We start from the raw sequence: 23468 nt of genomic DNA, 5'->3' as shown, positions 1-23468 counted from the left end.
CCTTATCCTCATGCCACGGTGCGAATTGGAGCTACATTACCCTTTTTTTTCGTGTGATCGTCTGTCATTGAAGTGGAAGGTGGCTGATAAAAATGTTTACGAATCCTACGGGTGTAATTAGCAAAATTAGATGATTGCATGCTTTCAAGAGTTCTTGGCCTAGGAATGTCGATGTTAATTTCTTCAATGACCGTACTTGGTCTTGGGCCCATCACCAATACTTTGTCTGAAAGTAATACTGCTTCAGAAATTGAATGAGTAATGAATAAGACGGTTTTAGGTCTGTCATTCCATAACCGTAAGAGTTCAAAGCCCATTTCTTCTCGTGTTAATGCATCAAGAGCAGAAAATGGCTCATCCATGATTAAAATGTCAGGATCGAGTAGTAGCGCACGTGCGATTCCTACTCGCTGTTGCATACCACCGGACAGTTGATCGGGCATGCTGTTATGGAAGTCGTTTAATCCAACTTTTTCGAGTAACTGTTTGGCGAAAAGTTTTTCTTTGTCAGTAATGTGGCCGAATTTATGTTTTAGAGGAAAAAGCACGTTATCGAGAATATTTTTCCAAGGGAGTAACGTTGGTTTCTGGAATACGATACCAATATCTTCTCGTGGTTCTCTGACTTTTCGACCAAAAACTGCTACTTCACCTTCCGTTGATTGAAGTAATCCTGATAGCAATCGAAGTAAGGTTGATTTACCACAACCCGATGGACCTACAATTGAAATGAATTGATTTTTTTCAACATCGAAATTGACATTGTCTAGCACTTTTACAGAGCCATTATCGCTGTGGTAGGTGTGGCTAACTTGTTTAAAGGTGACAAATGGGCTCATGATTGACCTCCTGGTAGGTAATCACGGCTGATGGCAGTTTCTGGATCAAATTTCGATGGATCAAGTTGTTGAGCTTCAGCCGTCCATTTCCATGTTTCTTTTAAGCGCTCAGGAGTGAAAGTACCAATACCATCGTTATCGCTAACTTCATTTATCACTAACCCTTTAATTGAAATAATGGTGTCGGAAGCTTGTTGAGGGTCAACTTCAGGTACCATTTTGTGTACGTCCTTTGCACTTTGTTCTGGTTGCGCCCAAGTGTAAGCAATGGCTTTGGCATAAGCTTTAACAAATCGTTTTACTACATCAGGTTTTTCCGTTAGAAATTGGTCACTTGCAATAAGAGAGGAGGAGTAGAAGTCTAGTCCCGCATCATGCCAAGGTAATATTTTTAACTCTTTGCCAACTGCTTTTGCTTGGCTTTGATTTTTGACGGTATCCGTTACCCATGAAATCATAACGTCAGATTTACCCGTGATAAGCATAGGATTTAATGCACCAGGATCCGCTTTCGTTACAGTGACACTATCTTCATCGACATTATTTTTTCTTAATAATAAAGGAAGAAAAACATTAGCCGATGTAAAAGGGGAAGTCGCTATCGATTTATTAGCAACATCTTTAACGGAATTAATTCCGGAATCATCTAGAACATAAAAAGCATAAGGTGCTTTATTAAAAACGGAGTAAATTGCTTTGACTGGTACGTCATCGTTAGCTTTGGCAACTAATAAGGATACCAAATCGGATGAGCCAATATCTGCAGTACCAGTTGCGACTTTAGTAATAGCATCTGTTGAGCCTTTCCCTTGACGAATAGTGACCTCTAGATCTTCTTCTGCAAAGAAGCCCTGTTGAACCGCGACATAAATAGGTGCTTTATCCCCTCCTGGTAACCAATCGAGTTGAAAGTTTATTTTATCAACAGCAAAAACATTAGCGCTAGTGACTAAAGCGGTGCTAGATAGGGTGAATTGAATCCATTGCTTGAGTGACAGTTTCATTAGGTACTCCCTTACTAAATCGAACATCTTGCAGTTAACTGTGTATTGATTCATACGTTAGTTAACTGATTGATTGGCAATGGTGAGCAATGTCCCGATGTTTCTATTCATCTAACCGCTTCTACTCACAGATTTTGTATTACGTAATTATAAAAGCAAGCAGTGTGCCAAATTAAAGCATGATTAAATATTCACGAAAATAACAACCATTTAACAAGTGTTTAACTGCTAACTTTTTAAATTAATTACGCGAAATACAGTGCAAATTGACGCAATAAAACAGTGCAGGCGTGAAAATTTGCATCTAACTTGGTGCGCTGACCATTGAATGTTCTTCTTTATAGGGTGTTTTTCATGTTGGTTTGTGTTGGCTTACTTATTGCTTAGTGCATTAGGAAATAACGTTTGGATGAGTAGAAGCAGTTAAGTGTGAAATGCACTGAAACATTGCTCATATCACCTAATAACAGTGATGAAGCAACTATGAATTATTTAATTAAAGATGCAAGAGGAGTTGTCGGTAACGAATTCGTGTCTGACATCAGAATTAAAGATGGCCTTATTGATGAGTTGGGCACAAGTCTTGAGCCCATGGCAGGAGAACGTATTATCGATGCTAGCCAATGTGTTGTATATCCTGGTTTTGTGAATACTCATCATCATTTGGCGCAATCTATATTAAAAGGTATTCCAGCAGGGTTAAACCAACCTTTAGGAGAATGGCTAGCCAGTGTGCCTTATCAATATTGGCCGAAAATTACTCCGGAAATTATGTATAACGCAGCGTGCCTCGGATTCTATGATTTAATTCGTTCTGGCGTAACCACATGTGCTGACCATCATTATCTTTATCATTCAAAAACATCTCCTGAATTAGAAGCGGCAGTTTGGCAAGCGGCTGAAGATATGGGGATTCGCTTAGTATTGTGTCGAGGTGGTGCAACTAGTAAAGGTACACATAAAGGATTAGCTAAAGCAGGTGTTGAACCTGAATCTATTGATCAAATGCTAAAGCGCTTAGATGATAGCTATAGTAAATATCATCAAAAAGGCAGTGCACCTATGAGGAAGCTGGTTGTAGCTCCTACAAGCCTTATACATTCATCATCTGCTCAAGATTTAAAACAACTCTCTCAATATGCACGTTCTCGACAATTAAAAATGCATTCTCATTTACTAGAGGTCGATTTTGATCAACAGCAGTCGTTAGCTAAATACGGAAAGAGTGCTGTGGAGTTTGCAGAAGAATGTGAATGGCTAGGAGATGATGTTTGGTTTGCGCATTTAGTTAAGGCTAATGAGTGTGATATTAAAATATTAGCTTCAACCAAAACCGGAATTGCGCATTGTCCAACATCCAATTGCCGACTTGGTAGTGGTATCGCACCAGTTATTGATATGTATAAAAAAGGAATGCGAATCAGTATTGGTGTTGACGGCTCTGCCTCTTCTGAATCTGGGTCAATGTTACAAGAGCTTAATCTAACGTGGTTATTACATCGTGCAATTAATGGGGCTAATAGCACCTTATTAGAGGAAGTTGTTGAGTGGGGATCTCGTGATGGTGCGGCACTATTAGGCCTAGAAAACGTCGGTACAATTGAAGTAGGTGCTGCGGCAGATATTGTTTTATATGATATTGGCCAAGTTCGTTATCAAGGGTGCCATTCAATATTATATAGCCCTGTTTTATGTGGGGAACCAGTTCAAGTTAAATACTCTCTAGTTAACGGTAAGATCATTTACCAAAATGATAATTGTTTGGTTGATCGTGAGGCTCTCATCATTCATGCACAGCAATCATTTTCTGAGTTATTAAAAAGAGTAAACCATTTTAACCCATTGTTTATATAAAATTGTGAATGCAGGTTCTGCTGTGCCTAATCGATAGCTTTCGTTACACTGCTACCATCATTCCAATGACAAACAAAGTTGTATTATGAAAAAGTTGATTCCGTTTATTGCCTTATTAGTCACCGCTAATGTATATGCTGCAGGTTTTGATCTGAAAGCCACCATGAAAGAGATGAAAGTCGAATTCAATCAGGCGGCTAAAGCGCAGAATATCGATGAGATGAAAAAGCCAGTTACAAACATGACCGAGCTGATCAATAAAGCCAAGTTGGGTGTTTATCCACCAGAAAAACAAAGCTTATATTTGGAAGGCTTTAATAAACTCACTGTTACGTTGGCTAGTGTCGAAACCCATCTAGAAGCAGGGGAGTTTGATCAAGCGAAAGAAGAGTTACGTAAAGTTGATGATCTTCGTATCGAATATCATGACAAACGTAACCCAAGCATCTGGAGTAAGTTGTTCGGTTAAGGTGCATGAATCGCCTGTCATATCTGATGCTGGAACCCGACATTTCAAATTATGTTGTGGCCAATAATACTTGGTCACACATTCAATCCCCCCTAAATCACTCCCCAAACCAACTTAACTGCTGATGCAAGCTCACCACACTGCCCACAATAATTAATGATGGGCTAATGGCTTGTTCCGCTAGGTTATCGAGATCGGATAATACACCAGTGAGTACTCGTTGTTTGGTCGTTGTGCCACGTTCAATGATGGCGCATGGCGTGTCAATTGATAGACCATGTTCGGTTAAGTTTTGGCGAATGGTTGGGGCCTGTTTTAAACCCATATAAAAAACGAGAGTGTGGTTATTTTGGGCAAGGCTTTGCCATTGAACATCTTGGCCGTCTTTCTTTAAATGCCCAGTAATGAATTGCACGCTTTGCGCATGATCCCTATGGGTGAGGGGAATACCTGCGTAAGCACTGCAACCGGACGCTGCGGTAATGCCGGGAACCACTTCAAAAGCAATGGCGTTGTCGACTAAGGTTTCTAACTCTTCACCACCACGCCCAAAGATAAATGGATCGCCACCTTTTAAGCGTACTACGTGTTTCCCTTCTTTCGCTTTATCCACCAAAATCTGATTGATCTGATCTTGTGGCACGCAGTGATGATTGAGTTTTTTGCCTACAAACAGTAATTCCGCATTTGGGTTCACCAGTGCCATGATTTCTTCAGACACTAGACGATCGTAAACCACTACATCTGCCGTTTGAATAAGGCGATACGCTTTCATGGTGAGAAGATCCGGATCACCGGGGCCAGCGCCAACAAGAGAAACAAAACACTTCGATGCGGTAGAAGATAAAGACATAAAAGACCTTAAGAATTGTAAGCGTGGAGATTAAATGGGGTAGCGAGTTTCTAGCCCCTAGCCCCTAGATTTTAGCTTCTTGGGAAAGCCTAGGGGCTAGTTTGTTTGAGCGATTACGCCTCTACTTCTTTTCGTTCTTCTGCCACTTTTTTCTTAAACACAGGGCGTTCTGCTTTTGGAGTCGCAAACCAGTAACCAAAGCCCATAAAGATCGCACCTGATACGATATTGCCCAGCGATACCCAAAGTAAGTTATGACCAATACCCGCTAGTGTAAAGGCATCAGAATGCTGACCAAAGTAAGACAAAGCAAAGATGGTCATGTTAGCGATGGAGTGCTCAAAACCTGCGCCGATAAAAGCCAATAAACACCACCAGATAGCAATGAATTTGCCAGTACCTTCAACACGTTGACACATCCAAATCGCCAAACACACTAACCAGTTACACAAAATGCCTTTAAAGAATAAAACACTTGCTGGAGCCATCGTTTTTCCTAATGCGGCTTTGTGTAGAAAGCTTGAAGCATCCGGAAGAAGATTACCGCTACCGGCTAGGAAGAAAAGGTAAGCCACAAAGACGGAGCCGAGTAAGTTACCCATCCAAGTTTGTGGTAGCACGCGTAAGTTATCTTTCCAGGTGATTTGACCGGTGATCGCGCCAAAAGCGAGGAACATAGTGTGGCCCGTAAAGAGCTCTGAACCGGCAATGATCACAAGGGTTAACGCAATACCAAAGGTTGCCCCCATCACAAGTGGGCGAATAGAAGGGTCGACAAGGTTACCAAAAGTGAAAATTAAAATGATGCCGATACCGACATAAGCCCCTGCCATGGCTGAACTGATCCAAAACCCCAATGGATTATTGTCAGCAAGCTTAACGATACGTTCTGCGGTGTTAGAACACTTTTTAATGGTGTCTGTATACATAATGAGTACCTATAAAATGAAAGTTTGAATATTGATAGCGATTCAACATGGGAATCGCTATGGATATTGAAACTAGAAAATCGTCATTCCGTATCTCTTCGCCTAGGTTCAGGTACGGAATGACTCATTGAGGGTAAAATTTATATGTACCTTACGCCTTCACCTCAATCTCACAGCCGTTGGCTCTGATTTCATAAGTCTCGATATTCATGGTTTCATTTTCCATGCATAAGCCAGTTTCTAGGTTAAAACGTTGTTTTTTCAGTGGGCTTGCCACCCAAAGTTCACCGTCATGCTCACAAATAATACCGCGCGATAACACATTTGATTGTGCAAATGGGTCCATATTGTTGATGGCAAATAATTGTTCATCAAAACGTGGGCGGAAAATCGCAACTTGCTTACCATTCACTAACGCGCACACCCCCGTTTTTGGAGAAATGTCACTCAATTGGCAGACTTTAGTCCATTCAATTTTATTTATTGAAGCGGTTTTCGCTGGTGATTTTTTCGTTTGAGTGGTCATTACGCTTCCTCCACTGGCATTTTTTTATTGTCGCTTAAATCGGTGTGTAGAATGTCCCCTTTTAAGTGGGGGAATTTTTCTGTGAATGTTGCTGGGCGATGTTGATCGCGCTCTGGTGTAAACACCACATTGTCATCACGTAGATCTGAGTTAATGAAATGAGCAAAGCGAGTTAATTGGCTCTCATCATTTATGGTGTCTGTCCATTCACAGCTGAAACCGTCTACTAAGATTTGTACGTCTTTTTCAAGCTGTTCATTGATGCCTAATGTGTCATCAACCACCACTTTTCTTAGGTAATCGACGCCACCTTCTAGGTTTTCTAACCAGACTGAAGTACGTTGTAGTTTATCGGCAGTACGAATGTAGAACATCATGAAGCGATCGATGTATTTGATCAGCGTTTCTTTGTCTAAATCTGAGGCAAGCAAATCACCATGACGAGGTTTCATGCCGCCGTTACCACCCACATACATATTCCAGCCTGCGTCGGTTGCGATGATGCCTAAATCTTTACCTTGGGCTTCCGCACACTCTCGAGTACAACCAGATACGCCGAATTTCATCTTATGAGGGGTGCGAATGCCTTTGTAACGGTTTTCTAGGTAAGAACCTAGGCCAACACTGTCTTGAACCCCAAAACGACACCAAGTGCTGCCTACGCAAGTTTTCGCCATGCGTAATGCTTTGGCATAGGCTTGACCGGTTTCATAGCCCGCTGCGATGAGTTTTTTCCAAATTTCAGGTAAATCATCTTTTTGTGCACCAAATAAACCGATGCGTTGAGCGCCTGTTATCTTGGTGTACAAGTTATATTCTGCTGCGACATTAGCTAAAACCGCTAAGGCTTGAGGGGTAACTTCACCGCCTGCCATGCGTGGAATGACAGAGTAAGTACCGTCTTTTTGCATATTGCCGAGGAAGTTATCGTTAGTATCTTGTAAGCCAACGTGTTGTGGTTTTAATACATGGTCGCCCCAGCAAGAAGCCAAGATTGAACCTACGGTTGGCTTACATACCTCACAGCCGTAGCCGTGGCCATGTTTTTCAAGAAGTTGATCGAATGAGCGAATGCCTTCAATGCGGCATAGGTGAAATAACTCTTGGCGAGAATACTCAAAATGCTCACAAATATGATTCTTCACTTCAATACCGGCTTTTGCCAATTCTGAGTTTAAGACTTGAGTGATCATAGGAACACAGCCACCACAACCTGTACCAGCTTTGGTGACCATTTTGATATCGCTTAGTGTGGTGTGGCCTTCGGCAACTGCGGTGGCAATTTTGCCTTTGGTCACATCAAAACAAGAGCAAATGACTGCTGAATCTGGCAATGCCTCCGCGCCCATTGATGGTTTTTCGCCACCTGCGTGAGCCGGTAGGATCAGAGTGTCAGGGTGCTCTGGCAGATCCATATCATTAAGGTGAAGTTGTAATAAATTGCCGTAATCAGAGGTGTCGCCAACGAGCACAGCCCCCAGTAGCTTTTTACCATCTTCGGATACAATTAAGCGTTTATAAGTATCGTCTTCATCATTTTGATACACAAAGCTTTTACAGTTTGGCGTGCGACCATTGGCATCACCAATACTGCCCACTTTTACGCCAAGAAGTTTTAGTTTTGCGCTCATATCCGCGCCTGTAAATTGGCTTGTACTTTCTTGTGAAGTACCACTTGCTAAAATATGATCAACCGCGACTTGAGCCATTTTATAACCCGGAGCCACAAGACCGAAGAAGATACCATTCCAAGAAGCACATTCACCAATGGCGTAGATATCTGAATCGGAAGTTTGGCAATTATCGTTAATCGCGATGCCGCCGCGGGGGCCGATGTCGAGTTCTGATTGGCGAGACAGACGATCTTGCGGACGAATACCGGCAGAAAATACGATGAAATCTACTTCAAGATCAGTACCATCAGCGAACTTCATGGTGTTACGTGCGGTTTCACCTTTAGGGATGATTTCTTGAGTATTTTTACTGGTATGAACTTTCACGCCCATACGCTCGATTTTATTACGAAGCTTTAGGCCGCCTTGTAGATCAAGTTGTTCCGCCATGAGAACTGGAGCAAATTCAATCACGTGCGTTTCTACGCCTAATGCTTTTAAAGCGCCAGCCGCCTCAAGGCCAAGTAGACCACCACCAATGACGGCACCGCTTTTACTTTTTTTCGCCGTCGCTTCAATGGCTTTGAGATCTTCAATGGTGCGATAAACAAAGCAATCTTTGCTTTCATTGCCTTTAATCGGTGGTACAAAGGGGTATGAACCGGTTGCCATAACCAGTTTGTCGTATTTCACTTCACGACCAGAGCTTGAATAAACGGTTTTGTTTTCACGGCTAATATTAATCGCGCGTTCACCAATTAAGACATTGATGTTGTGTTTTTGGTAGAAACCGTCTTTAACTAAAGATAATTCATCGGCAGTATGGTGAGAGAAATATGAAGAAAGATGAACACGGTCATAGGCAATTCGTGGTTCTTCACAGAAAGCAGTGATGTCGTATTGGCTTAAATCACCTTTTTCAACAATGTCTTCGATAAAGCGGTGGCCAACCATGCCGTTACCGATAATGACGAGTTTGATCTTACTCATATTTATTTCGCCCATAAAATTAAATTAACTAGGCTTATCATCGCTAAACTGTGATCAAGAATACTGATGCAAATCAATTTTACTCCAGTCTTACCCTAAAGGGGTAGTACTAAAGAGTAATTTATGTGGAACTCAATAACCGTAATAAAAGGATGATTTTAATGAATGTTTATGACTTTAAAGTGCAATCAATCACGGGTGAGCAAGTGGATCTGGCTCAATATAAAGGGAAGATTTTATTGATCGTCAATATTGCGACCAAATGTGGTTTAACCCCGCAATTGGAAGGACTAGAAAAGCTGTATCAAACTTATCAAGACAAAGGTTTCGAAGTTTTGGGCTTTCCATGCAATCAATTTTTAGAGCAATCACCGGAAGATAACGAAGGCATTATAGATTTTTGCCAAATTAACTATGGGGTGAGTTTCACTAATTTTGCCAAAATTGAAGTGAATGGTGTTGATGCTGATCCATTGTTTAAGTTTTTAAAATCGCAACGTCATGATGATAAAAGCAATGATGCAACACAAGGGTTAGTCGAGAAACTGACATCCATTGGACAAGTGTTTCCAGATGGCGAGTTGAAGTGGAATTTTACCAAGTTTCTGATTAATCAAGATGGGGAAGTAGTGGAGCGTTTTTCACCGACCTTTTTACCGGAAGAGATGTCGGGTGATGTTGAGGGGCTACTGTAACAAATAAATTGTATTAATTTGAATATATACAAAAAGAACCTCTCGCATATTTTTAAAGCGGAGAGGTTCTTTGTAATTTTAATTAAGTGTTAATCTAGCGTCTTATCTTTAGTCAGCGATAAAAGCCAAATACAAATCACTGCCACGGCCACAAAGCCACCCAAAATAATGGTTGGTATGGCGGCATAGCCTAAGATATGCCAGATAACGTATTCTAAAGTACTCATGCTTCTTCCTTCTTATCTGGTGACTTATTGCCAGCCTTCGACATCTTTCATATCAGGCAGTTTATGGGCAATCCCTTTATGACAATCTACACAGGTTTTGTCGCCGTCTGCCAATGCAGTTGAATGCTGCTTAACCGCACGTGGACCTTGCTCTGAGAAATCCATATAGTTGAATTGGTGACAGTTACGACACTCTTTTGAGTCGTTGTCTTTCATTCGTTGCCATTCACGATGTGCCAAATGCCCACGGCGTGCTTTGAATTTTTCTTCCGTATCGATCGTACCAATGAAGTTGTAAACCAACTCTTTTGATGCCTGAACCTTACGAACAATTTTGTCGGTCCATTGATGCGGTACGTGACAGTCTGAACAGATAGCACGAACACCAGAACGGTTAGAGTAGTGAATGGTTTCACGGATCTCTTTTACGATGGGTGCATGGCATCCTGAACAGAATTCTTCAGTGTTGGTCGCTTCCATACCGGTGTTGAATGCACCCCAGAAGAGTAAACCACCCATAAAGCCCATGAACAAGATTACACCTGCTGCGGCTTTACTTGGGGTCGATAAACGCTTCCAAAAGTTTTTTAATATTTTCATAGATTTTACTCTTAATTCACTTTTTGAATGGCTTAGGGAGTGGAAATTCGCCTAAGCCTAGCGTTTTATTTCTGTAATGAATCAACACTTTGGAATTGATTATCAACCAAAGGTTTTGCATCAGCTTGCGGCACGTGACACTGCAAGCAGAAGTAACGACGAGGCGATACATCTGACAACACGGCATCTTGGCGATTCACATAGTGAGTTACACTGATTTTGGTTGCGCCCATTTCTTTGGCATTTTTCCAGCTATGACAAGCAAGGCACTTATTCGCGTTTAAAGACACTTCATAGTTGCGAATCGTATGTGGGATCAAGGGTGGTTGATACACATAGTTGCTGTCTAATTGGTGATCTTTAGGGAAGCGTTTAAAGTCGTCAGCAGGACGAGTGGATTCTATTTCACTCGCACCACGTAGAGATTCAACACCACCAATTCCGCCTGGGTTAGTGGCGACAGGTGTAACAGCGTCGCTTGCATCTTCTGCTTGTGCTGCACCGATGATCAGCGCACTTGCTGCTATCAATGCCATGATGATTTTTTTCATAATACTCTCCGATTCTTTGTTGGCTGCCTATATTGCCTTCATGGTTTAGGCAGCCTTCGGTCTAAATGCTGAATTGGTAAACTCAGTAAATGGGTTTACACACTGGCGATCTTGGTTATCTTCACAGGACATTTTTTATAGTCAGTCTGTTTTGATAGCGGATCGGTGGCATCCAAAATTAATTTGTTAACTAGGATGCGAGCATCAAAGAACGGTACGAATACCAAGCCTTGCGGCGGGCGGTTACGACCACGAGTTTCAACACGAGCTCGAACTTCACCACGAGGCGATTGAATGAGTACTTCATCGCCACGGCGTAGGTTACGAGACTCCGCATCATCAGGGTGAATGTAGCAATGCGCATCAGGTACGGCTTTGTAAAGCTCAGGAACACGACGCGTCATGGTGCCAGTATGCCAATGCTCAAGGACACGGCCAGTACATAACCACATATCGTATTCTTCGTTTGGTACTTCTGGTGGCGCTTCGTAAGGTGCTGAGATGATCAACGCTTTACCATCGGATTGGCCATAGAAATCACGACCTTCACGTTTGGCGTATGGGTCATATTCTGGATTAAAGCGCCATAAGGTTTCTTTACCATCTACCACTGGCCAACGTAGACCACGAACCGTGTGGTAAACATCGTATGGGGCTAAATCGTGTCCATGACCACGGCCAAAGGTCGCGTATTCTTCGAATAAACCTTTTTGTACGTAGAAGCCTGCAGATTTTGCATCATCGTTTAATTCTTGTGCTTCAGTCAGTGGGAATTTGTCCACGTTACCGTTGCGGAATAAAATGTCGTACATGGTTTTGCCACGAAGCTCAGGAGCTTTTGCTAGCAATTCTTCATCCCACACTTCTTCAATTTTGAAGCGTTTAGAGAATTCCATGATTTGCCAAAGGTCAGAGCGAGCGCCTTCAACAGGAGACACTTGCTGATACCATGCTTGGGTACGACGTTCTGCGTTACCGTAAGCGCCTTCTTTTTCTACCCACATTGCAGTTGGTAAAATGAGGTCTGATGCTTGCGCGGTAACGGTTGGGTATGGGTCTGAACATACAATGAAGTTGTCAGGGTTACGGTAACCCGGTAAACGTTCAGTATTAATGTTTGGACCGGCTTGCATGTTGTTGTTACACATGACCCAGTAAGCGTTTAGTACGCCATCGTGCAGCATGCGATCTTGTTGTACCGCATGGAAGCCTGGTTTTGGTGGAATAGTTCCTTCAGGCAGTTTCCAAATTTTTTCAGCCGTTTTACGGTGAGCTGGGTTGGTTACCACTAAATCAGCCGGTAAACGGTGTGAGAATGTACCCACTTCACGCGCGGTTCCACAAGCTGACGGTTGACCAGTCAGTGAGAACGGGCTGTTACCAGGTTCTGAGATTTTACCGGTTAATAAGTGCAGGTTGTACACCAAGCTTTGCATCCAAACACCACGAGTGTGTTGGTTCATACCCATAGTCCAAAGCGACATCACTTTCGTTTTTGGATCGGCGTATTGTTTGGCTAATGCAATCAGATCTTCAGGTAATACACCTGACATTTCAGCGGCTTTTTCAACGGTATAAGGTGCAACTGACTTTTTGTATTCTTCAAATGAAATGTTGGTCATGTCACCTGAGTTCGGGTGCTTGGCTTTCATTTGAAGTGGGTTATCGTCACGAAGCCCGTAACCAATATCGGTTTGAGCTTGCTTAAAGTGGGTATGTTTATTAACAAAATCCCAGTTCACAGCATCATTTTGGATAATGTAGTTTGCGACAAAGTTAGCAATAGCCAGATCAGATTGAGGGTGGAAAATCATGCCCTTGTCTGCTAATTCAAAACTACGGTGGTAGTAAGTGGATAGAACGTTCACTTTAACATGGGAGTGACTTAAACGGCGGTCAGTGATACGAGTCCAAAGAACAGGGTGCATTTCAGCCATGTTCGATCCCCAAAGCACGAAAGAATCCGCGTGTTCGAAGTCATCATAACAACCCATTGGCTCATCGATACCAAAAGTACGCATGAAGCCTACTACCGCAGAAGCCATACAGTGACGTGCGTTAGGGTCGATATTATTGGAACGGAAACCCGCTTTCATTAACTTAGAAGCTGCGTAGCCTTCCATGACTGTCCATTGGCCTGAACCAAACATTCCTACACTGGTAGGGCCTTTTTCTTTTAGGGCTTTTTTGAATTTTTCAGCCATCACATCGAAAGCTTGATCCCAAGACACAGGAGCAAAATCGCCATCTTTATCATATTGACCGTTTTTCATACGCAGCAAAGGGGTATTTAAACGATCTTTACCGTACATGATTTTTGATAAGAAATAGCCTTTAATGCAGTTCAGGCCTTTGTTTACTGGTGCTTCAGGATCACCTTGAGTCGCCACTACTCGGCCTTTTTGAGTACCGACTAAAACAGAACACCCTGTACCGCAAAAGCGGCAAGGGGCTTTGTCCCATTTAATCGCTGTTTCATCAGAGCTGACAATCAGGTTGGTTGCAGAAGCTGGGAGGCTAATCCCTGCTACCGCAGCGGCAGAAGCGGCTGCATTTGCTTTTACAAACGCGCGTCTTGTTATTTTCATACATCACCCTCAGGTTTCAAATCCAGTGTTATACCCTATGCGTGGGTACCTTATTTTTCTGTTGTACTTATTTCATCATCGAGATCAGTTTCGATTTGATGAAAAACTAAAGCGGTGCTTAATACGTGATCGAGCTGGTTAATTGCATCAATGGTGTCGGTAATGTAGCCCTGATTTTGGGTTTCAATGACCACAACGAGTTTTCCATCTTCGCTTTCACCATAAATTTCAGCGCCATCAAACGACTCAATGGTTTGTTTGGTGGCGTTTAAATATTGCGGAACGACATGAACGACTAAACTTGAAATATGAACTTCGTTAAGTGACATTAGTGTTCTCTATGTTAAGTGTGTTTGATGGTTATGGCAGAGGTCGGGCAAACCGACACACAAGCACCACATCCAGTACAATCTGGTAGTTCAATGTGTGGTTGAGCTACAGCTCCAATCGCCAATTTGAACTTAATGGCAAACGGTTCGCAGCTGTCACCGCAGCTTCGACAGTCGACATTCTGCTTGGCCAAGCAGGCATCACTGATGTGAGCTTTGGCTTGCCATGCAGTTTCAGTTTTTGGATGAAATAAAGGCTCTGGACAAGCTTCTGCGCATTGATAACAAAAGGTGCATTCACCTTGTTGAAAATCGACACGAGGAAAGCCACCATCGGATGGTTGAATGATCTTCGTTGGGCATTGCTTGATGCATTCGCCACATTGAGTACATAAATCGCTGAACTGGGATTCTTTTACCCAAGGCAGAGAAGGATGCTCCGATGTATTTCGACGGGTGAAAAGTTGGCGCCTTGAAAGATTGAGCGAAGAATGAGCCACACCAAAATCCTTGTCGAAAATAGATTATTACTTGCAAGAGTTTAATTATTCCATAGCCAAAGGTTATGAAAGCCTACAAATTATATGCTTTATTAACCTTATGGAAAGTGTAGTTTTAATCGGTAAACCATAAATACCCCTAAAGGAGTAATTGGTGGGTGAACTTGTTTTAGATCAATTAAATAATCATACAAACCTCACACATTTTAGATTGCTTCAAGTAACATTGGTTTTGAGTGACAAAAATGAATGAGCAAATGGAGATGGATTCGCAGAAGCGTTTCATAATGGTGATCAAGTGAATGTAACTCTAAAATCAAATCGATTTTCTACTCCGAAAAAACCAATCGCCTCGACGATAGCGAAAGGGCTCACCTCTATTTTGGTTTTGGCAGTATTGACGATTGGAGTCTCATTATTAACCTTATCTTATAGTTTAAAAGATGCTGAAGTGGTGAACGTCGCTGGTTCGTTAAGAATGCAAAGTTATCGCTTAGCATACGATGTGCAGGTGAAATCTCCCCAACTGGTGAATCACATCGCTAACTTCGATGAATCTTTACGCTCACCGGTTATGGCCTCGTTGGATAATGTGCTAGTGCCTGCTGGGATCAAGCAACAGTATCAATCGATACTTGAACGGTGGGGGACATTGTCTGAGCAACTGCAATCACAAAATAAGCATGACTACCTAGACCAAGTCGAAGGTGTGGTACAACAAATAGATCAATTCGTTTTAGCTCTACAGCATTTTTCCGAAAATAAATTAAAAATGTTGGCTTGGGTTGGTGGCATTTGTTTGGGTTTGATTTTTCTGATCACGATTCTGATAGTCCGTTTTGCTCAAAATAAAGTAGTGAAACCACTCGCTCAACTTGTGGAGGCGAGCCAGAAGATCCAATATCGCCAATTTGATATTCAATTAAATATTAACAACGATACTGAATTAGATGTGTTGGCTTTATCCTATAAGAGCATGGCGAAAGAATTGGCGGTTTTATATCAAGATTTGGAGCAAGCTGTCGATAAAAAAACGGCTGAATTACAGCAAGCGAATAATGCGTTAAAAATCTTGTATAACTGCTCGAAATCGTTATCAAGTGCTCGCTTAAACGTTCAAGATTTCCAACATGTATTAAATGATTTTGAGCATATTGATGGGGTGGTTGCTTGCCAATTATGGATTAAAGAAAAAGGTGGTGGTCATATCGAATTGTTGGCCGGTACCGAGCATGACTTACCTTGGTCTTCCTATTCATTAGAAGAAGGTGGTATGCAGCTGGGGGAGTTGAAATGGCAGCAACAAAATAACCCTGAATGGAAAGTGATGGAGAGTTTGGGGCGCATTATCGCTCGCGCGCTTTTCTTTAACCATAATCAAAAACAAACCGAGCAACTTATTTTAATGGAAGAGCGGGGCACAATTGCCCGTGAGCTTCACGATTCGCTCGCTCAGTCTTTGTCTTATTTGAAAATCCAAATTACATTACTCAAACGTAACTTGAATAAAGATATTTGTCAGCAGCGTTGCTTGGTTGCTACCGATATTATCCAGGAAGTCGATGAGGTGTTGGCGCAAGCGTATACTCAATTGAGAGAATTGCTCAGCACGTTTCGACTGCAAATTGAAGAGGCCGATTTTGGTGAGGCTTTACAACAAATGTTGAAGCCACTCAAAGCGCAAACGAATACCAACTTGCTGGTGGATAATCAATTACTTTCAATCGAATTAGACGCCCAACAGCAAGTACACCTTTTACAATTTATTCGTGAAGCTGTATTAAATGCGATTAAGCATGCCAGTGCGAATACCATTCAAGTTAAGTGTTATGTTCAACAAAGGCATATAATGGTGAGTATTAATGATGATGGGGTTGGATTTGATCCAAGTGAATCTAAACTTAATCATTATGGATTAGGTATTATGCAAGAGCGCGCTTCACGGTTAGAAGCTCAATGTTATTTCTTCTCTCAATTAGGAGAAGGCAGCCAAGTAACGTTAACGATGAATATTGATACAAAGGAAAAGCATGATGACAGTAAATAAAATTCTGTTGGTTGATGATCATCCCCTAATTCGTAGAGGCATTGGTCAGTTACTCAGTTTAGAAGATTGTGTTGATATTGTCGGTGAAGCTAGTAATGGAGTGGAAGCAATTGCGCTTGCTCATGAACTGCAACCCGATATGATTTTGCTTGATTTGAATATGAAAGGCATGTCTGGGCTTGATACTTTAAAAGCGTTGCGTAAAGAAGGGATTGATAGCCAGATTATTATTCTAACCGTTTCAGACAGCTCTCTGGATATTGATACGTTAGTTAAAGCTGGTGCGGACGGTTATTTACTAAAAGATACGGAACCGGATGATTTAATCGCATTGTTAAAACAAGCTCAGCAAGGAGAGAAAGTATACAGTGATGTGGTGAAAGAATATTTAGCCACGAGAGGCGACAAAGAAAATGTACTTGATCAACTCACTGATCGAGAAATGCAGATTTTGAAAGAAGTCGCAAAGGGTTACCGTAATAAGCAAATTGCTGACCACTTGTTTATTTCAGAATCGACAGTAAAAGTACACATGAAAAGTTTACTGAAAAAGCTGAAAGTGCCTTCTAGAACGGCAGCTACGGTCTTATATTTAGATGCTTTGGGTGCATAACGCTACTTGGGTGACCCTACGCCTAAACCTACAAGAGAATGTAAATGAAGATGTTTTTATGGTGTTTTTTTGTATTAATTTACTTCCGTTCACCATGATTGTCTTACTGATCAATACAATCCTCTTAATGAAAAGCCAGACAATGTCAGTAAGTGCTTAGATAATATCATTACCAACGCAAGTACAATGGAGTTTGCTAACCGTAAAACGCTGCGTTCAGGCGAGATTGATACCCATGATGGCGTATTGATGGGGCGTGGTGATGTGGCGTCGTATTCAAGTGAAGATCTAAGCTTATTGTGTACTGCTCTTTCTGCGGCCCTGCAAATTCTGAAGCGTTACGTTTAACGAAAGATAACCCTAAAATTCCTTCGTTGTATTATTTTGTTGCTCGCGACAATGATGACTTACACCAATTTAGAATGAAAATAGTAGATAGTCATTATCAGACTGGTATTTCTATGTCTGTTTTCTATTTCTTGTTTGTAAAGTACAGCAATTTCCTTTTTAAAGATATGGATTTAACTCATGAAGAAGTGGTGGTGAATAACCGGGTGCTTTCCTACGAATTACACTTTATTTCTAATTTGAAGATGCGATAGTTTTTTAATTGGAAAATCAAACCAAAAAAGCCCCTCAGTAAGGGGCAAAAGTTTCATCGCTTTTTATAGTTATTCTTTGATGTTGATTAACCGAAGTCACCGTTTACATAACCTTGTGTACGGTCATCTTGCGGGTTATTAAAGATAGTTTGCGTGTCGTTATGTTCCACTAATTCACCCATTAAGAAGAAAGCGGTACGGTCGGAAATACGACGGGCTTGCTGCATGGAGTGGGTGACGATCACTATGGTGAACTCTTTCTTTAGAGATTCCATGAGATCTTCAATTTTATGTGTTGCGATTGGATCAAGTGCTGAGGTAGGCTCATCCATTAAAATCACATCCGGTTGCATCGCAATGGTACGTGCAATACATAAACGTTGTTGTTGACCACCTGATAAACCAAACGCGTGAGACTTTAAGCGATCTTTCACTTCATCCCAAAGTGCGGCGCCACGTAGCGATTTCTCTACCACTGAGTCGATGTGTTTTTTATCTTTAATGCCTTGAGCACGTAAGCCGTAAGCCACGTTTTCATAAATACTCATTGGGAATGGGTTCGGCTTTTGGAATACCATACCAACTTTGATACGCAAATCAGACACATCAATATTGCCGTAAATATCGTGTTCATCCATAGTGACTTTACCGGTGATTTTTACCCCAGCAATTAAGTCATTCATGCGGTTTAAACAACGAAGCAGCGTTGATTTACCACAACCTGAAGGGCCAATAAGAGCGGTCACTTTCTTTTGTGGAATAGGCAAATTAATGCTTTTTAGAGCTTGGTTGTCGCCGTAGTACAAATCTAGGTTTTCAATGTTGAATTTATTCATTTTAATATCTCTTTATCGTCGGAGCCGCTTGGTCATCGCTACAATTAATGGGTAGCCATCGATGAATCCAATTGCCGCTCTGTCATAGTCAGTAATGTCGTTAAGTGTTGTGTTGCTAACGTTTTGTTGTAAGCGTTTAGTAACTGGCTCGGTTAAAGCGGCTACCAATGAACTTTGTTAGCATGTTGATGATCAGAACCAGTACAATCAATACGGTGGCAGTACCATAGGCTTGATTCCATTCCTCAACACTGAACAGCTCTGTCGTGAGTTTATAAAGGTGAACGGTGAGGGTACGACCTGAATCTAGAACGGATTCAGGAATACGCGCAACCATACCTGCGGTTAAGAACACCGGGGCAGATTCACCAATGACACGACCAATACTCAGAATGACCGACGTTAAAATACCTGGCATTGCACTTGGTAAAATTAAGCGCCAGATGGTGTAAATTTTAGAAGCACCTAAACCATAAGAACCTTCACGATAGGTTTGGGATACCGCCATTAATGCTTCTTCTGTGGTACGGATGATGACTGGAAGGATCAAGATACTCAGCGTTAATGCGCCAGATAGAATCGAGAACCCAAGTCCTAATACCGCAACAAAGAAAGTCATACCGAATAAACCAAAGATGATCGATGGAATGCCCGCCAGTGATTCCGTACAAAAACGGATAACCTTGACTAATTTACTGCCTGGCTTGGCATACTCGGTCAAATAAATGGCCGTCATAATACCCAATGGGGCAGCGACTGAAATCGACGCTATTACCATATAAATGGTCGCGATGATCATAGGGAAGATCCCATGCTCATCTCCAGTGCGAGTGTAGTCATCGGTGATGAAGTTCCAATCCACATGCTGTAGGCCGTTGGATAGGATGTACCAAATAATCCAGAATAAGAAACCAACTGTTAAGGCTGCTGATGCCCCAATGAAGATATTCAGCATTAAATCTTTTTGTTGGCGTTGTTTTTTTAGTTTGACTAAATCCATCGTTTTTATTGTGCTCATTTTCATTACCTCGCTTTCTGACGGTTAAAGTACAGAAGAGCTGCGTTTAACATCATGATGAATACCAATAACACCACACCGGTTGCATAAAGCGCATTAGCGTGGATACCGCTTGCATAAGACATTTCAATGGCAATGTTGGCGGTTAAGGTACGAGCAGAATCTAGGATGCCTTCTGGCATGGCGGGTGCATTACCCATCACCATAATAATGGCCATGGTTTCACCTAATGCGCGAGCAATTCCTAAAATTACCCCTGTCATGATCCCAGATCGAGCGGCAGGAACGAGCACTTTAAAAATGGTAAACGTCGTTGATGCCCCTAATGCTAGAGATGCCTCTTTGTAAGCACGAGGAACGGCGCGAATAGACGTTTCAGAGACGGTAATTACGGTTGGTAGAATCATCACACCTAGCACAATAATACCGGCTAAAATGGTGTTACCGGCTGGTACATTGAAGATTTGTTGAATTAAAGGAACAATGATGACCAAACCAAAGAAGCCATAAACCACAGAAGGAATACCGGCGAGCAATTCAACCGCAGGACGGATCACATCAGCAATACGTTTTGGTGCAATCTCTGCGATAAAAATGGCGGTGAGCAGTCCAACAGGTACACCAATAATAACCGCACCAAATGTAGACACTATGGATGCGATGATCATGGTGTAAACACCATACAACGCAGGTGGAAGCCAGTTATCACCTAAAACAATGCCAGAGACACCAACGGCTTGAAACGCTGGAATACTTTCGGCAATGATGAAGTAGGCGATAAGAGCAAGGGATACAATGCCGATAATGGCACTGCCAAAAAACAACGCATGGAAAATCTTCTCTTTCCAGTCGATGCCTTTTTTCTGGCGTAGGTTTCCATTTGATACGGAAACTTCGGCTTCTGATTCAGTTTTTGCGACATTATTCATAAGCTTGTCACTACTACTTGTTTTGTCACTATAAGTGGCGATGGTCATAATCAAAACTCACATGTCGATGGCTCTTGTGAAATGAACAAGAAAAATACCGAGATGGAAATAAGCTCAGCCCTTGCGAGCTGAGCAATAATAAAATGTCTTACTTAGTGGATATCGATGTAACCTTGTCCAGAGACTAGTTTTTGTGCATCTTTAGTTAGCATCCAATCTAGGAATTTCTGTGTCGTTGGCGTAGGTTTACCTTCGTGGTAAAGCACTAGGAAAGGACGAGCGACTTTATAAGTGCTGTTCTTAACGTTCGCAACACTTGCTTCAACACCATCAATCGCAAGAGGGTGAACTGTGTTATCCACAGTACCTAAAGAAATGTAACCGATCGCATATGGGTTGCTTGCTACCATGGTTTTTAAACCACCGTTACCGTTTGCTACTTGAGCACGTTGAGAGATAGCCGATACTTTAATATCGTTTACTTTCATTTTTAGACCCATGATGTCTTCAAATGCACCGCGAGTACCAGATGCGGTATCACGAGTAATCGCAACGATTGGCTTGTCTTCACCACCCACTTCTTTCCAGTTATTGATTTCGCCTTTGTAGATTTTTGTGACTTGCTCTGAAGTTAAACCTTTAAGCGTGTTTTTAGGGTTAACGACGATAGCGATACCGTCACGAGCAACCACTTCTTCCTTAAGTGTTGGCTCTTTTTCTTCTGCTTTTAAATCACGAGAAGACATACCTAAGTCGGCAGAGTTATTCTTCGCAGCTTTAATACCTGCAGAAGAGCCCGGACCTTGAACTTCGATAAATACATCTGAGTTTGATTTCATGTAAGTTTCAGCAAACACTTCCATCAATGGCGTGACACTACTTGAACCTACCGCAGAAATGGTTTCTTTGGCTGATACTGGGTTTACGCTAAGTGCGCCAAGAATTGCTAGAGTGCTTATTACTGTCTTTTTCATACCTTTATCCTTTAGTGGCTTCATGCCGTTAAGTTGTTCAGTTGACGAGTGCCACTCTAGGGTTGAAATATGACAGTTGTGTTACAGTAATTTGAAACATAGATGACAGAAGATATTAGTGTAGTGAATGTTATTGGTATGGCAGGGAATTATTTGAATAATCCAATGATGTGACGACAGACATTGAATATGTCATTTTCGTGATCATCGATAATGATATTCTTAGCATAGTAAGAAGAGAGATCAATGCCAATTCCAACCCCATAAATTTCTATCGATTCATTTTGTTTCCAATGTGCAATGGTTCGCCTTAGATGATTATCTAGATACAGATGGTGATTGCTGGTATTGGTGGCGGTATCCATTGGGCATCCGTCTGAAAGGACTACGAGAATTTTTCGCTCAGCGGTTTGGCTTTTTAAACGCTGGCATGCCCAGTTAACCGCTTCACCATCAATGCCTTCTTTAAAAATATCGGCCTTCATTAACGCCGCAATGGATCGTTTGGCCTTACGCCAATGTGTATTTTCTGCTTTGAAAATAATATGCCGCACATCATTCAATCTGCCGGGGTTCGAGGGTTTTTTCTTCAACCATGATTGATAAGATTTTCCACCATTCCAGTGGCTCGTGGTAAATCCAAGAATTTCACATGGTATATGTGATAAGCCTGTCGCGGTTAAGAGGGTGTCCATAAGCATAGCGGTTCTTGAAGCATGCTTTTGCATTGAGCCTGAACAATCGAGTAAAAAAGAGATCGAGCAATGATTCACCGGGCGAAGGGACGGTTGATAAAATAACTGTCGTTTCATTGGGCTTGTGATCAGTTGATGGAGCGACTTTCCATCAATGGTGCCTTCTTCCTGTTGATAAACATGGCCAGTATTTTCAAGGGTTTTTACCGTATGAGATAGTATTGATGCTAAACGATATTGATTGATATGTTGCTGGGTAAGTGAATGATTTAATGAGAGCCGAAAGGTATCTAATTGAGCGTCTCGCACCAGTGCTTGAGCTTGAATGACTTGGTCGAATTCTTGTGTGAAGATTCGATATTGGTCTTGAGACTCGGCAATGGGTTTATTCTGGCGGGACGATGAGATTTCCAAATCACTTGGCTCAATATCGTCATCCACAATAAGCGCAAGTTGGCTGAGTATTTTTATATCTTCTTCAAATTTATTTTGAGATTGATCTGCTTGAAGGGCTTGTTGTTCATCGACCATCCGATGTATTTTTAGAGCTAATTCACGCGCATGAGTTGAATATTCGCTTTGGTTAAGGCGGCATTTAGGCAAGGTTCGAAGCTCATGTCCAATCAAGGCGACAATACCGGCGCGAGTTGATTCGATAAGATCTTCAAAATTATGGTGAACCGCTTCGCCAAATAATCGTGACCGGAGTACCAATAAACAAGTGAAAAGAAGCATACCAATACGCGTTTCAGTAAAGCCATTTTGATGCTGATATTGACACCAATAAAAGAAGTTATTGCGCAAATTGGTTTTCATTCCGGGTAGAGAGTCAGGAGATAATCGTTCAACTCTCATTTGTTCGCAAAAATCAAAAATTAACCGTTCGATATCTTGTTTTGGTCGATTTTCAAGATGCAAAGTTTGATCGGAAAATCGCAATCTTAAGGAAATGGAATCGGCTTTTCCTCGCAAACTAAATAAATCATTTTCCATATCAAATTTAGAATGAAAGCTGAGATCATTCACATGCACCCCTAAAAAATAAACGGGCTGATCACCGACATAAAATCGTTGATCTTGATACGTTAATGCACTGACTTGGCTAATTGCTCTGGCGGCAGATAAGCTCTTATCTAAATACGATTTTTGTCGCGCTGTTCTTTCTGACATTGCTACTCTCCCGCACG

The 23468-nt window shown here is 41.8% G+C and carries 23 protein-coding genes; 6 read left to right on the top strand and 17 right to left on the bottom strand.

Translation table 11 applies throughout. The annotated features are described in order from the left end of the window. Positions 1-8: 8 nt before the first annotated feature. Positions 9-839 (bottom strand): ABC transporter ATP-binding protein, encoded by an 831-nt coding sequence (locus tag A1QC_RS08165; protein WP_017024655.1) that lies wholly within the window; start codon positions 837-839, stop codon positions 9-11. After that, the gene (locus tag A1QC_RS08160; protein ID WP_017024654.1) at positions 836-1843 is read right to left on the bottom strand and encodes an ABC transporter substrate-binding protein; all 1008 of its coding nucleotides are present in this window, start codon (positions 1841-1843) and stop codon (positions 836-838) included. Before A1QC_RS08160 ends, A1QC_RS08165 begins: the two co-directional genes overlap by 4 nt. Before the next feature lie 483 nt (positions 1844-2326). Here A1QC_RS08160 and A1QC_RS08155 point away from each other — a divergent pair, with 483 nt between their 5' ends. Then, complete coding sequence (locus tag A1QC_RS08155) at positions 2327-3697, top strand: amidohydrolase family protein (protein ID WP_017024653.1); 1371 nt, start codon at positions 2327-2329, stop codon at positions 3695-3697. A gap of 85 nt (positions 3698-3782) precedes the next feature. Next, positions 3783-4166 (top strand): cytochrome b562, encoded by a 384-nt coding sequence (locus tag A1QC_RS08150; RefSeq protein WP_017024652.1) that lies wholly within the window; start codon positions 3783-3785, stop codon positions 4164-4166. Between the two features lie 97 nt (positions 4167-4263). Here the strand turns inward: A1QC_RS08150 and cobA are convergent, their stop codons facing one another. The 4 genes from cobA to nirB all read right to left on the bottom strand — a co-directional run bounded on the left by cobA (position 4264) and on the right by nirB (position 9077). Further along, the gene (gene cobA / locus A1QC_RS08145; RefSeq protein ID WP_017024651.1) at positions 4264-5019 is read right to left on the bottom strand and encodes a uroporphyrinogen-III C-methyltransferase; all 756 of its coding nucleotides are present in this window, start codon (positions 5017-5019) and stop codon (positions 4264-4266) included. A 113-nt stretch (positions 5020-5132) separates the two neighbouring features. Further along, entirely contained in the window at positions 5133-5948 is an 816-nt protein-coding gene (gene nirC, locus A1QC_RS08140) for a nitrite transporter NirC (protein ID WP_017024650.1), read from the bottom strand. Positions 5949-6099: 151 nt separating this feature from the next. Next, positions 6100-6423 (bottom strand): nitrite reductase small subunit NirD, encoded by a 324-nt coding sequence (gene nirD, locus A1QC_RS08135; RefSeq protein ID WP_026025760.1) that lies wholly within the window; start codon positions 6421-6423, stop codon positions 6100-6102. Between the two features lie 50 nt (positions 6424-6473). Beyond that, entirely contained in the window at positions 6474-9077 is a 2604-nt protein-coding gene (gene nirB, locus A1QC_RS08130; protein WP_017024648.1) for a nitrite reductase large subunit NirB, read from the bottom strand. A 161-nt stretch (positions 9078-9238) separates the two neighbouring features. Between nirB and A1QC_RS08125 the strand changes: the two genes are divergently transcribed. After that, positions 9239-9772: a glutathione peroxidase gene (locus A1QC_RS08125; protein WP_017024647.1), complete on the top strand. Its 534-nt coding sequence runs from the start codon at positions 9239-9241 to the stop codon at positions 9770-9772. Positions 9773-9861: 89 nt separating this feature from the next. On the opposite strand, the gene A1QC_RS08120 is transcribed toward A1QC_RS08125, so the two are convergent. The 6 genes from A1QC_RS08120 to napF form a co-directional block, all read right to left on the bottom strand. After that, positions 9862-9999, bottom strand: coding sequence for a TIGR02808 family protein (locus A1QC_RS08120; RefSeq protein ID WP_017024646.1), 138 nt, complete (start codon positions 9997-9999; stop codon positions 9862-9864). 24 nt (positions 10000-10023) lie between these two features. Beyond that, complete coding sequence (locus A1QC_RS08115) at positions 10024-10599, bottom strand: NapC/NirT family cytochrome c (protein ID WP_017024645.1); 576 nt, start codon at positions 10597-10599, stop codon at positions 10024-10026. A gap of 65 nt (positions 10600-10664) precedes the next feature. Then, complete coding sequence (locus tag A1QC_RS08110; RefSeq protein ID WP_017024644.1) at positions 10665-11150, bottom strand: nitrate reductase cytochrome c-type subunit; 486 nt, start codon at positions 11148-11150, stop codon at positions 10665-10667. A 95-nt stretch (positions 11151-11245) separates the two neighbouring features. Next, complete coding sequence (napA, locus tag A1QC_RS08105; RefSeq protein WP_017024643.1) at positions 11246-13738, bottom strand: periplasmic nitrate reductase subunit alpha; 2493 nt, start codon at positions 13736-13738, stop codon at positions 11246-11248. Between the two features lie 50 nt (positions 13739-13788). After that, entirely contained in the window at positions 13789-14067 is a 279-nt protein-coding gene (locus A1QC_RS08100; protein WP_017024642.1) for a chaperone NapD, read from the bottom strand. A 14-nt stretch (positions 14068-14081) separates the two neighbouring features. Continuing rightward, positions 14082-14567, bottom strand: a complete 486-nt coding sequence (gene napF, locus A1QC_RS08095) for a ferredoxin-type protein NapF (RefSeq protein WP_017024641.1) — start codon at positions 14565-14567, stop codon at positions 14082-14084. Between the two features lie 298 nt (positions 14568-14865). Between napF and narQ the strand changes: the two genes are divergently transcribed. From narQ to A1QC_RS15540, 3 genes are all read left to right on the top strand, one after another. After that, positions 14866-16614: a nitrate/nitrite two-component system sensor histidine kinase NarQ gene (gene narQ / locus A1QC_RS08090; RefSeq protein WP_017024640.1), complete on the top strand. Its 1749-nt coding sequence runs from the start codon at positions 14866-14868 to the stop codon at positions 16612-16614. Further along, complete coding sequence (locus A1QC_RS08085) at positions 16601-17227, top strand: response regulator (RefSeq protein ID WP_017024639.1); 627 nt, start codon at positions 16601-16603, stop codon at positions 17225-17227. Before narQ ends, A1QC_RS08085 begins: the two co-directional genes overlap by 14 nt. Positions 17228-17413: 186 nt before the next feature. Next, positions 17414-17575 (top strand): hypothetical protein, encoded by a 162-nt coding sequence (locus A1QC_RS15540; RefSeq protein WP_017024638.1) that lies wholly within the window; start codon positions 17414-17416, stop codon positions 17573-17575. 340 nt (positions 17576-17915) lie between these two features. On the opposite strand, the gene pstB is transcribed toward A1QC_RS15540, so the two are convergent. The 5 genes from pstB to A1QC_RS08060 all read right to left on the bottom strand — a co-directional run bounded on the left by pstB (position 17916) and on the right by A1QC_RS08060 (position 23451). Further along, complete coding sequence (gene pstB / locus A1QC_RS08080; RefSeq protein ID WP_017024637.1) at positions 17916-18665, bottom strand: phosphate ABC transporter ATP-binding protein PstB; 750 nt, start codon at positions 18663-18665, stop codon at positions 17916-17918. Positions 18666-18801: 136 nt separating this feature from the next. After that, the gene (pstA, locus tag A1QC_RS08075) at positions 18802-19665 is read right to left on the bottom strand and encodes a phosphate ABC transporter permease PstA (RefSeq protein WP_026025758.1); all 864 of its coding nucleotides are present in this window, start codon (positions 19663-19665) and stop codon (positions 18802-18804) included. A gap of 23 nt (positions 19666-19688) precedes the next feature. Next, entirely contained in the window at positions 19689-20660 is a 972-nt protein-coding gene (gene pstC, locus A1QC_RS08070; RefSeq protein ID WP_017024635.1) for a phosphate ABC transporter permease subunit PstC, read from the bottom strand. A gap of 104 nt (positions 20661-20764) precedes the next feature. Further along, a complete protein-coding gene (locus A1QC_RS08065) occupies positions 20765-21586 on the bottom strand; it encodes a phosphate ABC transporter substrate-binding protein (RefSeq protein ID WP_017024634.1) in 822 nt (273 codons plus the stop codon). Between the two features lie 149 nt (positions 21587-21735). Next, on the bottom strand, positions 21736-23451 hold the full coding sequence (locus tag A1QC_RS08060) for a cobaltochelatase CobT-related protein (protein WP_017024633.1): 1716 nt from the start codon (positions 23449-23451) through the stop codon (positions 21736-21738). Between the last annotated feature and the right edge of the window lie 17 nt (positions 23452-23468).

Source organism: Vibrio rumoiensis 1S-45, from assembly GCF_000286955.2.
Classification (GTDB): Bacteria; Pseudomonadota; Gammaproteobacteria; order Enterobacterales; family Vibrionaceae; genus Vibrio; species Vibrio rumoiensis_A.
Note: the sequence above shows the minus strand (reverse complement) of the source record. Positions and strands in the feature narration are given on the sequence as shown.

What these genes read in the sequence shown, in the direction of transcription:
- napA (WP_017024643.1), bottom strand. Translation starts at nt 13,738, where the DNA reads ATGAAAATAACAAGACGCGCGTTTGTAAAAGCAAATGCAGCCGCTTCT.
- pstB (WP_017024637.1), bottom strand. Translation starts at nt 18,665, where the DNA reads ATGAATAAATTCAACATTGAAAACCTAGATTTGTACTACGGCGACAAC.
- A1QC_RS08155 (WP_017024653.1), top strand. Translation starts at nt 2,327, where the DNA reads ATGAATTATTTAATTAAAGATGCAAGAGGAGTTGTCGGTAACGAATTC.
- pstC (WP_017024635.1), bottom strand. Translation starts at nt 20,660, where the DNA reads ATGACCATCGCCACTTATAGTGACAAAACAAGTAGTAGTGACAAGCTT.
- pstA (WP_026025758.1), bottom strand. Translation starts at nt 19,665, where the DNA reads ATGGATTTAGTCAAACTAAAAAAACAACGCCAACAAAAAGATTTAATG.
- A1QC_RS08110 (WP_017024644.1), bottom strand. Translation starts at nt 11,150, where the DNA reads ATGAAAAAAATCATCATGGCATTGATAGCAGCAAGTGCGCTGATCATC.
- A1QC_RS08150 (WP_017024652.1), top strand. Translation starts at nt 3,783, where the DNA reads ATGAAAAAGTTGATTCCGTTTATTGCCTTATTAGTCACCGCTAATGTA.
- A1QC_RS08115 (WP_017024645.1), bottom strand. Translation starts at nt 10,599, where the DNA reads ATGAAAATATTAAAAAACTTTTGGAAGCGTTTATCGACCCCAAGTAAA.
- A1QC_RS08060 (WP_017024633.1), bottom strand. Translation starts at nt 23,451, where the DNA reads ATGTCAGAAAGAACAGCGCGACAAAAATCGTATTTAGATAAGAGCTTA.
- A1QC_RS08165 (WP_017024655.1), bottom strand. Translation starts at nt 839, where the DNA reads ATGAGCCCATTTGTCACCTTTAAACAAGTTAGCCACACCTACCACAGC.
- A1QC_RS08125 (WP_017024647.1), top strand. Translation starts at nt 9,239, where the DNA reads ATGAATGTTTATGACTTTAAAGTGCAATCAATCACGGGTGAGCAAGTG.
- A1QC_RS08120 (WP_017024646.1), bottom strand. Translation starts at nt 9,999, where the DNA reads ATGAGTACTTTAGAATACGTTATCTGGCATATCTTAGGCTATGCCGCC.
- cobA (WP_017024651.1), bottom strand. Translation starts at nt 5,019, where the DNA reads ATGTCTTTATCTTCTACCGCATCGAAGTGTTTTGTTTCTCTTGTTGGC.
- A1QC_RS08100 (WP_017024642.1), bottom strand. Translation starts at nt 14,067, where the DNA reads ATGTCACTTAACGAAGTTCATATTTCAAGTTTAGTCGTTCATGTCGTT.
- A1QC_RS08085 (WP_017024639.1), top strand. Translation starts at nt 16,601, where the DNA reads ATGACAGTAAATAAAATTCTGTTGGTTGATGATCATCCCCTAATTCGT.
- nirC (WP_017024650.1), bottom strand. Translation starts at nt 5,948, where the DNA reads ATGTATACAGACACCATTAAAAAGTGTTCTAACACCGCAGAACGTATC.
- A1QC_RS08065 (WP_017024634.1), bottom strand. Translation starts at nt 21,586, where the DNA reads ATGAAAAAGACAGTAATAAGCACTCTAGCAATTCTTGGCGCACTTAGC.
- A1QC_RS15540 (WP_017024638.1), top strand. Translation starts at nt 17,414, where the DNA reads ATGGAGTTTGCTAACCGTAAAACGCTGCGTTCAGGCGAGATTGATACC.
- A1QC_RS08160 (WP_017024654.1), bottom strand. Translation starts at nt 1,843, where the DNA reads ATGAAACTGTCACTCAAGCAATGGATTCAATTCACCCTATCTAGCACC.
- nirB (WP_017024648.1), bottom strand. Translation starts at nt 9,077, where the DNA reads ATGAGTAAGATCAAACTCGTCATTATCGGTAACGGCATGGTTGGCCAC.